Source organism: Dehalococcoidia bacterium (genome assembly GCA_030648205.1).
Lineage (GTDB): Bacteria > Chloroflexota > Dehalococcoidia > JAUSIH01 > JAUSIH01 > JAUSIH01.
This window is the reverse complement of the sequence record JAUSIH010000116.1, coordinates 24,725-33,206: the sequence shown is the minus strand read 5'-3', so window position 1 is coordinate 33,206 and position 8,482 is coordinate 24,725. Positions and strand designations below refer to the sequence as shown.

The window sequence follows — 8,482 nt, the reverse complement described above, 5'->3', positions numbered from 1 at the left end:
CAGCCTCGCCATCCGAACAGGCCCAGCGCCGAAGCCAAATCGTCGCGCTGCGCTAGAATGGCGTTTTGAGTTCTCGTGGCCGCGGATGCCAGAGTGAACATCGTCCCTCCCCTTTTGGAAACTTAGGCAGATCTTTGTGAGATGCCTGGTGGATAACCCGTGCGGATTGTCGGTGGATGGCCTCGTCTATGCCCCCTTCTCATATTTCTCCGGCTCCTTGCTGAAGCTGACCTTGCACGGCACGGAGCAAAAGTAGTACGTCTTGCCCCGATGTTGAAACTGGACCCTGGCCTTCTTTTCGTCGAACTCCATACCGCACACGGGATCTTTGACCACGGGAACACCTCCTGATGCTAGTCTGTACCTTGTCCACGGATGGCATTCAGGTCTTATCTATGTGCTGATGGCTTACTCGTCGTCGTCCCTCCTATCCCGTCGTTTTGTCCTTCGAGCCGGAAGCCCACCGGTCGGTCTTCGGGACGGTGCAGCGAGAGGGTGACAAGCGTCACCAGTTCGTAGGGCACATAGGCCACATCCATCTCCTCGCAGGTCTTGGTGTCCCGAAAGTAACGGACGGCCAGCCACGTGTCCGCCAGGTGCACAATATGGCACAGGTCCATCGTCATCCCGTTGGCGAGGTGCAGGAGTACGACGGGCACGTCTTCGGGCCGGATCCGGCACTCACTCGTCACCCGCTCAGGCAGGACGGTCTGATAGAACGATACGTCGAACACCGCTCAGCCTTTCTTATCTCCGAGCTTTCACCGTTGCGGCGCGGACCGTCGGGCGGGCGCGCCGCAGCAGCTCGACCAGGGCCACGCCCGCAGCTATGAGGACAATCACGGACATGACTTGGGCCTCCTGAAGGCCCCCGAACCAGATAACCTCTCGGCGCACAAAGCTCAGCGCGAACCGCCCGACCGCATACAAGCTCACGTACATCAGGAACAGTACGCCCTCCTTCTTCACTCGCGACCGCAGAATCCATATGACGCCGAGAACGGCGCTGTTCCAGAGAATCTCGTAGACAGGATAAGGATGCGTCGGCACACCGAGGAGATCGGGAGGCACCATAGCCCCGGGGTTCACATAGACGAACGCCCAGGGCAAATCGGTGGGAGTGCCAGTCGAGTCGCCGTTGATTATGCAGGCAAATCGCCCGATCATCTGGCCGACGAGTAATGCGGGAGTCGCCGCGTCCGCAAGCCGTGCGAGCGGAAGCCCATTTCGCCGCGCATAAAGAGCGGCGGCAACCGCCCCTCCAGCAATGGCTCCCCAGATAGCCAGTCCCCCTTGCCAGATGGCGAGAGCGACAAGGGGGTTCGCCATGTAATAGTCCAGCTTGTCGATCACGTGGAACAGCCGCGCTCCTATCAGGCCTCCGATGACCGCCCAGGAGACGAGGCCGAGGGTGTCGTCCACGGAGATGCCGCGCCTTTTAGCCTCGCGCGTTGCGACCCAGACGCCAACGGCGATCGCCAGTGTGACGATGATTCCATACCAGCCTATGTGGATGTGCCCCAGGCTCAGGAGAACAGGGTCTATGTTGATGACTATGGGTCCCATGAATATCCCTCCCGTCTATTTCTTTACGCCTGTTTCAGCAGGCTCGGCCGTCGGCTTCCGAGCATCGGCGCCGGCGTCGCAGGAGCCTTGTTCAGACGTTGGCTCCGTATGGTGCTCCTCCGACTGCTGCCCCTGACCAGCGCCATGTCCCGCTCCGTGGGGCATGAACAGGTGCATCGCCAGCATTCCCCCCACGAGGAGCACGGTCAGCGCGTCCACCTTCAGGACAAGAATCGCAACCGCTGCCGCAACCAGAGCCAGAAGCAGCCCCCACCGTCGCCAGTGGGAGGGCGGCTTGCCGCCAGGCTGATCTCCGTGTCCATGCATCATGCACATGTTGCGCTCCTCATCGTGCCTCCAACCCGGAGGCGCACGTCACATCTAAGAAGTCCACACCAGGATGCCAACGCCCAACGCGACCATCGCAAAGCCCGCGACCAGGTGCACCGCCCGGGTGTTCCGTCGTTCCCATGCGGCAAGGCTCCGCGCCACGGGCCGGTTTCCCACAGCCAGAAGGATGCCTATGAGTGGGAGGACAAACATGAAATTGTAGAGCGCCAGATAGCCAACGCCTTCGAGATAGGTTGTGCGAGACCCCAGCAGGGAGAGGATAGCCACATAGATGCCGCCGGAGCACGGCAGAGTGCAGAGGCCGACCAGCCCTCCCAGCGCCAGCGCGGAGGGAAGGGTCACACTTGCCATCAGACCCTTTGTCTTCTCCCACGCCACCGCGGGCATCCGCAGGTGAAATGGCAGCCTCGGGAACAGCACGTCCTTGAGCTGGACAAGCCCCAGGGCTATCACCAGCCACGCGCCCACTGTGGCGACGATATGCGGCGCTCCCAGCGACGCCAGCGCGGCGAGGATGCCCAGTCCGATGGCAAAGTAGGTCAGGTACATCCCCACGATATAGGCCGCGCCCACCCGAAGGACCTGCAACCGCGCCTGGCCCACCGCGAACAGGAAGGCCAGGAGGAACCCCATCACGGCGAACGCGCAGGGGTTGACCCCGTCCAGAAGCCCAGACGCCAGGACCATTGGCAACAGGATGTCGTTTGGCAGCACGCCGCGTCTCCCGCGCCTACATTGAGGCGCTCATCCGGGCAAGGGCGTCCTTCAGGGGCGTCCCGATGGGGAAGCTCGCCACGGCCCCCTGAAAGTCCCAGACCTCGTACTTGGTAGCCGCCCCATGCATCTCTTCCTGGCTGACCACCAGCCGAGGCGGCGGGTTGCTCAGGGACAGCACCTCCCGGACCAGGCTCCCCGGCGGGTGCCCCAGCATGATGATCCTGCTCTGGTCCAAGCGGAGCACCGTAACGTGAAATGTCGCCGGAGTGAGGACACGAGCGACATCGGCTGGAGACGCACTGAAGCCTACTTCATCGAGCGTTCGGGTGAGCAACTTTAGCTCTTCTGGTTTCTGGAAATCGTGCACCTTGACTCCCCCCGGCCACGGGCGCGTCTGGAGGGCAGGCATCGCCTGCTCCGCCACGTAGGGTGGACAGTCGTGGCAGGTGCTGCCATAGAAGATGTGGACAGCTCCTTCTGTCAGGTCTGCCCCACGAGCGTCGGCGCCGTTCTCCTCCGGCCTGCCCAGCCAGACCAAGGCCGCCACCACCGCAATCCCCAGGAAGGCCAGACCCCCGGGGAGCAGGGCGCGCTTCCAGAAGGGCCGGGGACGGCGCACACGCGCCCTGTTGCCGCTATTGCGTTGAGGCACAGGCTTTACCTTCCGCTGGCATGACGCGCGCAAAGTCGAGGCGCGGCGCGCAGGTCAGAGCCTCGGTCCAGCCTCTCAGAACGGTGTGGCACAGCACGAAGCACGCCAGCAGATCGCCCGCCAGCAGCAGGCCCACGGCGGGCCATGCGTCCTGCCACGGCAGCAGGCCCAGGGCCAGGGCAAGCCCCACGAGGGGCAGGGTGCAGAGCCACAGGCCCAGCGCCAGCACCAGGGGCAGTCCCCAGCGAGGACGGCGGGACGGCCGGGGAAACCCGTTCACGCGGCATGGTGGTCCTCGCAGTGCCCTTCGTGCCGCGGCGGCGGCGACGCCGGAGCGTCAATTGTCAGGTGCGCGCCATCCCAGTCTATCCGCGCTCCGTCCAGGAATGGGGCCATGTCCTGGTGGACAACGAAACGAACGCCGCTTTCTTCCACGACGCGGTCGCCCTCTCCGAGTTCTCTTTCGGGGGCCAGAGTGTAGCCATGAATGCATCCGTGGGGCCCGCGCACGGCCACGATGCGCAGGGGATATGGCGTCAGACCACGCGCTTCAAGCTCACCCTTGAGACGAGCAGCCGCCTGGGAGGTCACTTCAATCATCGTATCTCTCCCACTGTGTCAGTTCTTGAGACAGGCGGCTGCGGCGCGCCGGAGCCGCCATGCCATGATGCCTACGCCCGCGATGTTGGCCGCTATGCCTATCAGCATGAGGGGCGTCTTGTAGTCCAGCGCGAACGTGGCGAGACCCGCGATGCCCAGCAGCGGCAGCACGTCCGAGGCGTGGTGCGCGCAGCACGCCACCATGGTGGCCGTGGAGACACCGACTCCCGCGCCGCTCGCCGCCGCCGGCGCCGCGCGGCTCATGCGCGCGGCCATGACGCGGCGCGTATGGATGAACAGCCCCGCCTGGACACCGAAGCCCGCTACCAGCGGCGCTACGAGCAGGAGGTCGTCTCGCACCTGATTGACACCATGCGCCATGTCTCCGGACAGAAGGCCGATGACGACGACGTAGAACCCCGCGAGGACCAGCGCGGCGGACAGGCCCACCAGGACGGGCATACCGCGGGATTGCCTGTCCGCCGCCGCGCCCTCCGGGGCTACTTTGTAGCCCGCAGCCTGGACCGCCTGCTCCAGCGCCTCCGGTGCGGTCCGGGCCGGGTCATAGTGGACAACCGCCCGGCCAATGGACACATCTGCCGCTTCCACCCCCTCAACGGAACGCAGCGCTTCGTCCACATGCACGATACAAGAGACGCAGGTCATCCCCTGAATGGAGAGCGCGCGTCTCTGGAGGGCGGCTTCAGCCATCACGAGCCTCCGTTCGCGGGAGATTCCGCCGCCAGGTCCCACGTCAGGCGACGCTCCGGGATATCGCCGACGTTCGTCACGACGAGCGCCAGCGACCGCGTGGAACGGCTGTGCAGCGCCGAGCCGTCGGCGAGAACGCCCGGAAACGTGAGGACACCCTGGACGTGGTGGCCGCCGCGGGGCGCTTCCCAGCGCACAGGAGCCACCGAGCGGCCGCGGTCGTCCCGCAAGCTCGCCGACCCCGCCAGGTCAATGGCGTCCAGGTCCACGCTATGCGTGTCCAGCACAATGGAAAAGACCAGCGGGCCCGTGTCCCCCGCGGCGTGAGCGTCGCTCAGGCGCGCCTCCACGGTCACGGGGCCCTGCTTGCTGGTCTGTAGCGTCGTGAGAGTCGCGCTCCGAGAGGCGCTTCCAACCTGCCGAGCGCCGCCATGCTCGACGTTCGCCTCTCCTTGCACAGGCGCGCCGTTTGTGACGGCGGGTTGCGAGTTCTGCGGCGGCCTGGCAGAAGACGCAGGCGCTGGCTGTGCGGGTGCGACGGCGCCGTCGCCACCCGGTGCCGCAGGTGTGGAGATAGAGCACGCGGTGACTGCCATCACTATCAGAGCTGTCGCCAGCAGGACGCCTGCCCCTATAATCCGTGTCTGTTGTCCGGTTGCCACGGCTTGCCTCCTTCAGCAACTCGCAAATGGATACATAGCGTGCTAGTGCGCGCCCGCGTGGTGGGCTTCAGAGCCGGAGGCCGCCGGGGGGCGTGGACGCTGTGGACGTTGCGCCACTCCACCGGTTGTAAATCGTGGCCAGGAGCCAGCCGCCGATCCACATGAATATGGTGAAGGTCACCAGGCCCAGAAGGGCTTCCCCTAGCGTGAAGCCGGGCCTTTGAATCTTTGTCAGATCAAGGGTGTGGGCCCACCCCTGGGCTATGCTCAGCAGAAGACCCGGCGCAGCCAGCGATAGGAGCGCACAGGCCACAGACCCAATCGCGGACACAGCAGCCACCGCGTTGGCGAAGACGACAGGGCGTAGCATGACGACACTCTCCTTTCCTCTAACCCCCAGAACGCCTCTTGAAGAGAGGTAGCACGGTCGGCATCGCCACAATCAGGGCAAGCAGGAACACCCACGCTGCCCCGCCGTAGCGCGCCACCGCCGTGTAACCCCCCACGCCGGTGACGGCGAAGAAAGCCACCGCCGCCGCCAGAGCGATGCCGAACGATACGAGCGTCCCCACGAGTCGCGCGTTTTCATTCATGGTCACCTCCTACCTGTTCCCTCCTCCGACAGCCGCTGCCTCGGCTGGGGCCGCGAACCGCTCAGACTCCCGTTGTCGCTTGATGCTGGGAACGAAGCCTCTCATGAGCAGAGTGTTCAGTGTCACGGTGAGGGAGCTGATGGCCATCAGAAAAGCCGCCAGCTCCGGGCTCACCACGAGCTTGAAGGCCGGATAGAGCAAGCCCGCCCCGAGAGGGATGCTGGCCGTGTTGTAAGCGAAGGCCCAGAAGAGGTTCTCCTTCACCTTGCGCATGGTCGCTCGGGCCACCTCGATGGCGGCGACAACATCCAGGATGTCGTCCTTGATGAGGATGACGTGGCCCGTCTCCTTCGCCACATCGGTCCCGCTGCCGATGGCGATGCCCGCGTCGGACTGGGCCAGGGCTGGGGCGTCGTTGACGCCGTCGCCCACCATCGCGACCTTCTTGCCCTGCGCCTGCAGCTTGCGGACCTCGTTCGCCTTGTCCTGTGGCAGGACTTCCGCCAGCACGCGGTCAATGCCCACCGTCCGGGCGATGGCCCGCGCCGTGCGCAGGTTGTCGCCGGTGATCATCGCCACCTCAATGCCCATGCGGTGGAGTTGGGCCACCGCCGCGGCGGACGTGGGCTTGAGCGTGTCCGCCACCGCCACCACGCCGGCGGCATGGCCGTCATGGGCCACGAACATGGCGGTCTTGCCCTCGTTCTCCAGGCGCTCCGCCTCCACCAGCAGAGGCTCTATGTCCACGCCCCGGTCCCGCATGAGCTTGCGGTTGCCGAGAAGAATGACCCTGCCCTCGTGCCGCGCCTCCACGCCGTGGCCGGGGATGGAATCGAACGTTTCAGGACTTGGCACGGGCAGGGTGCGGTCGCGCGCGCCCCGGATGATGGCCTCGCCTAGCGGATGCTCCGAGTTCACCTCGGCGATCGCCGCCCAGCGCAGCACGTCATTCTGGGAAGGCCCTGCGGCCACGACGTCCGTCACCGACGGCCTGCCCACGGTCAGCGTCCCTGTCTTATCAAAGATGGCCACCTGGACCTTGCTGAGGCTTTCGATAGCGTCCGCGCCTTTGAACAATATGCCGTGCTCAGCCGCCTTGCCGGAGCCGGCCATCATGGCGCTGGGAGTCGCCAGCCCCACGGCGCAGGGGCAGGAGATGACCAGCACCGTCACGCTGAGGAGCAGCGAGAACCCGAAGACTCCCAGGCCCGTCAGCGTGTAGGGCGACAGGATGAACCGGCTCTCCGGGCTGAACCAGAGGTTATAGCCCGCGAAGAACCAGAACAGGAAGACGCCCAGGGCCAGGATATGGACCCCGAGGATGAAGTGGCCCGCCACCATGTCGGCCAGCTTCTGGATGGGCGCCTTTGTGGCCTGGGCGTTCTCCACGAGCTGGATAATCTGGGCGAGAGCGGTCTCTTTGCCCACCTGGGTCGCCCGGAACTTGAACGCTCCCGTCTTGTTCATCGTCCCGCCAATAACCTTGTCCCCGGCCTTCTTCTCCACCGGCAGGCTCTCGCCGGTGATCATGGACTCGTCCACCGCGGAGTACCCTTCCGCGACCACGCCGTCCACGGGGATGCTTTCGCCAGGGCGGACGAGCAGAAGGTCGCTGACCTCGACCTCCTCCGCCTTGATGTCGAACTCCTGTCCATCCCGCAGGACCCGCGCCCTCTTCGGCTGGAGCTTCATCAGCCGACGGATGGCCTCCGAGGCGCGGCCCCGTGTGACGGCCTCCAGGTAGCGTCCCAGGATAACGAAGCCGGTCAGAAGCACGGCTGACTCGTAGAAGGTGGCCTTCTCTCCACCGAAGCCAGCGTCCGGGAAGACGGTGTTGATGACGGCAATGAGATAGGCTGCGCCGATGCCCGTGGCGTACAGGAGGTTCATGTCCGTCAGGCCGCGCTTGAGGCCGTTGAAGCTGTTGACGAAGAACTGACGCGCCGGCCCAAAGATGACCGGCGTCGTCAGGGCCCAGAGGACCCACTTGTCGCCCAGGAACGCGGGAACGAATGCTGGCAGAATCCAGTACTCGCGAAACGTCCCCAGCATGACCAGAAGGCCCAGAGGCCAAGCGATAAACAGGTTGCGCCGCTGCCGCGCAAGCTCTTGCTCCCGCGCCTGGCGCTCGCGGTCCAGCGCGTCTTGGCCCTCGGTCTTCTCCGTGACCTCATAGCCCAGCTCGCGGATAACCTTGGCGACCAGGCCGGAGGAGACGACGGTAGGAAGGTAGTCCACAATGGCCGTGTCCGCGCTCAGGTTAACGGTGACCTTGAGGACGCCGGGAGTCTCGCCCACGGCCTGCTGGATGCGCGTCTGGCAATGGGACCCCATCATGCCCAGCACGAGGAACTTCGCCTGGGTGGCGGCGACGCCGTAGCCCGTCTCCTGAATGCTCTTGACCATGGCCGAGACACCGGCCACCGCCGGGTCATACTCCACCAGCGCGCGCTCCAGCGCCAGGTTGACCCGCGCCGAGGCCACGCCTGGCACGTCCTTCAGTGCCGTCTCGATATGCTCCACGCATGATGCGCACGTCATCCCCGTCACGGGGATGGTGACGCGCTCTTTCTTTGTCCGCACTGAGACGTTCATAGCGACCTCCAGCAACCAGATGTGACTCACCAATA

Annotated in this window: 13 protein-coding genes; all 13 read right to left on the bottom strand. The window is 65.1% G+C overall.

The annotated features are described in order from the left end of the window. Window positions 1-186 precede the first annotated feature (186 nt). The 13 genes from Q7T26_13115 to Q7T26_13055 all read right to left on the bottom strand — a co-directional run bounded on the left by Q7T26_13115 (window position 187) and on the right by Q7T26_13055 (window position 8,447). A complete protein-coding gene (locus Q7T26_13115) occupies window positions 187-336 on the bottom strand; it encodes a YHS domain-containing protein (protein ID MDO8533081.1) in 150 nt (49 codons plus the stop codon). A 53-nt stretch (window positions 337-389) separates the two neighbouring features. Beyond that, complete coding sequence (locus Q7T26_13110) at window positions 390-734, bottom strand: hypothetical protein (protein MDO8533080.1); 345 nt, start codon at window positions 732-734, stop codon at window positions 390-392. A 13-nt stretch (window positions 735-747) separates the two neighbouring features. Then, complete coding sequence (lgt, locus tag Q7T26_13105; GenBank protein MDO8533079.1) at window positions 748-1,566, bottom strand: prolipoprotein diacylglyceryl transferase; 819 nt, start codon at window positions 1,564-1,566, stop codon at window positions 748-750. A 15-nt stretch (window positions 1,567-1,581) separates the two neighbouring features. Continuing rightward, the gene (locus Q7T26_13100; GenBank protein ID MDO8533078.1) at window positions 1,582-1,896 is read right to left on the bottom strand and encodes a hypothetical protein; all 315 of its coding nucleotides are present in this window, start codon (window positions 1,894-1,896) and stop codon (window positions 1,582-1,584) included. Window positions 1,897-1,947: 51 nt separating this feature from the next. Further along, on the bottom strand, window positions 1,948-2,631 hold the full coding sequence (locus Q7T26_13095) for a cytochrome c biogenesis protein CcdA (GenBank protein ID MDO8533077.1): 684 nt from the start codon (window positions 2,629-2,631) through the stop codon (window positions 1,948-1,950). 16 nt (window positions 2,632-2,647) lie between these two features. Then, window positions 2,648-3,286 carry a hypothetical protein gene (locus tag Q7T26_13090; protein MDO8533076.1) on the bottom strand — a complete coding sequence of 213 codons (639 nt, stop codon included), beginning with the start codon at window positions 3,284-3,286 and terminating at the stop codon, window positions 2,648-2,650. After that, window positions 3,270-3,566, bottom strand: coding sequence for a hypothetical protein (locus Q7T26_13085; GenBank protein MDO8533075.1), 297 nt, complete (start codon window positions 3,564-3,566; stop codon window positions 3,270-3,272). The genes Q7T26_13090 and Q7T26_13085 overlap by 17 nt, the downstream gene beginning before the upstream one ends. Further along, window positions 3,563-3,886 (bottom strand): iron-sulfur cluster biosynthesis family protein, encoded by a 324-nt coding sequence (locus tag Q7T26_13080; protein ID MDO8533074.1) that lies wholly within the window; start codon window positions 3,884-3,886, stop codon window positions 3,563-3,565. The genes Q7T26_13085 and Q7T26_13080 overlap by 4 nt, the downstream gene beginning before the upstream one ends. A gap of 18 nt (window positions 3,887-3,904) precedes the next feature. Then, window positions 3,905-4,597 (bottom strand): cation transporter, encoded by a 693-nt coding sequence (locus Q7T26_13075; protein MDO8533073.1) that lies wholly within the window; start codon window positions 4,595-4,597, stop codon window positions 3,905-3,907. Then, window positions 4,597-5,259 (bottom strand): hypothetical protein, encoded by a 663-nt coding sequence (locus Q7T26_13070; protein MDO8533072.1) that lies wholly within the window; start codon window positions 5,257-5,259, stop codon window positions 4,597-4,599. The genes Q7T26_13075 and Q7T26_13070 overlap by 1 nt, the downstream gene beginning before the upstream one ends. Window positions 5,260-5,326: 67 nt before the next feature. Continuing rightward, the gene (locus Q7T26_13065) at window positions 5,327-5,629 is read right to left on the bottom strand and encodes a DUF5676 family membrane protein (GenBank protein ID MDO8533071.1); all 303 of its coding nucleotides are present in this window, start codon (window positions 5,627-5,629) and stop codon (window positions 5,327-5,329) included. Between the two features lie 19 nt (window positions 5,630-5,648). Continuing rightward, window positions 5,649-5,852, bottom strand: coding sequence for a hypothetical protein (locus tag Q7T26_13060; GenBank protein MDO8533070.1), 204 nt, complete (start codon window positions 5,850-5,852; stop codon window positions 5,649-5,651). A 9-nt stretch (window positions 5,853-5,861) separates the two neighbouring features. Further along, window positions 5,862-8,447, bottom strand: coding sequence for a heavy metal translocating P-type ATPase (locus tag Q7T26_13055; GenBank protein ID MDO8533069.1), 2,586 nt, complete (start codon window positions 8,445-8,447; stop codon window positions 5,862-5,864). Between the last annotated feature and the right edge of the window lie 35 nt (window positions 8,448-8,482).

What these genes read in the sequence shown, in the direction of transcription:
- lgt (MDO8533079.1), bottom strand. Translation starts at nt 1,566, where the DNA reads ATGGGACCCATAGTCATCAACATAGACCCTGTTCTCCTGAGCCTGGGG.
- Q7T26_13100 (MDO8533078.1), bottom strand. Translation starts at nt 1,896, where the DNA reads ATGATGCATGGACACGGAGATCAGCCTGGCGGCAAGCCGCCCTCCCAC.
- Q7T26_13080 (MDO8533074.1), bottom strand. Translation starts at nt 3,886, where the DNA reads ATGATTGAAGTGACCTCCCAGGCGGCTGCTCGTCTCAAGGGTGAGCTT.
- Q7T26_13075 (MDO8533073.1), bottom strand. Translation starts at nt 4,597, where the DNA reads ATGGCTGAAGCCGCCCTCCAGAGACGCGCGCTCTCCATTCAGGGGATG.
- Q7T26_13065 (MDO8533071.1), bottom strand. Translation starts at nt 5,629, where the DNA reads ATGCTACGCCCTGTCGTCTTCGCCAACGCGGTGGCTGCTGTGTCCGCG.
- Q7T26_13060 (MDO8533070.1), bottom strand. Translation starts at nt 5,852, where the DNA reads ATGAATGAAAACGCGCGACTCGTGGGGACGCTCGTATCGTTCGGCATC.
- Q7T26_13055 (MDO8533069.1), bottom strand. Translation starts at nt 8,447, where the DNA reads ATGAACGTCTCAGTGCGGACAAAGAAAGAGCGCGTCACCATCCCCGTG.